This is a genomic window from Paenibacillus sp. J31TS4 (assembly GCF_018403265.1).
Taxonomy (GTDB): Bacteria; Bacillota; Bacilli; order Paenibacillales; family NBRC-103111; genus J31TS4.
Genome location: NZ_BOSI01000033.1, coordinates 1 through 350, shown reverse-complemented (window position 1 = coordinate 350; position 350 = coordinate 1). Strand labels below are relative to the sequence as shown.

1 rRNA gene is annotated in these 350 nt (G+C 46.3%); it reads left to right on the top strand.

The window, feature by feature from the left end:
* A 16S ribosomal RNA gene (locus tag KJS47_RS23860) occupies positions 1–90 on the top strand; the annotation flags it as partial.
* Between the last annotated feature and the right edge of the window lie 260 nt (positions 91–350).

Below are 350 nucleotides of genomic sequence, written 5' to 3'. Positions count from 1 at the left end.
AGGAGCCAGCCGCCGAAGGTGGGGTAGATGATTGGGGTGAAGTCGTAACAAGGTAGCCGTATCGGAAGGTGCGGCTGGATCACCTCCTTTCTATGGAGTATCCGCATCGGTGAGATGCGATACAAATCGGTTTGTTACTCACTCGTGTTCAGTTTTGAAAGGTGCATACCTTTCGTGCTGACGTAGAATGTCTGAGGTTAGATATTTTGCTGAAGCAAAAATCTTGTTCCTTGAAAACTAGATAGCGAAGCAAGAAACATCCTTTAGTTGAAGGTAAACCACGATGCTAACGCATCGCGGATTTCCGACGATACTACGTATCGCGGATTAGTAGGTTAAGCTACTAAGAG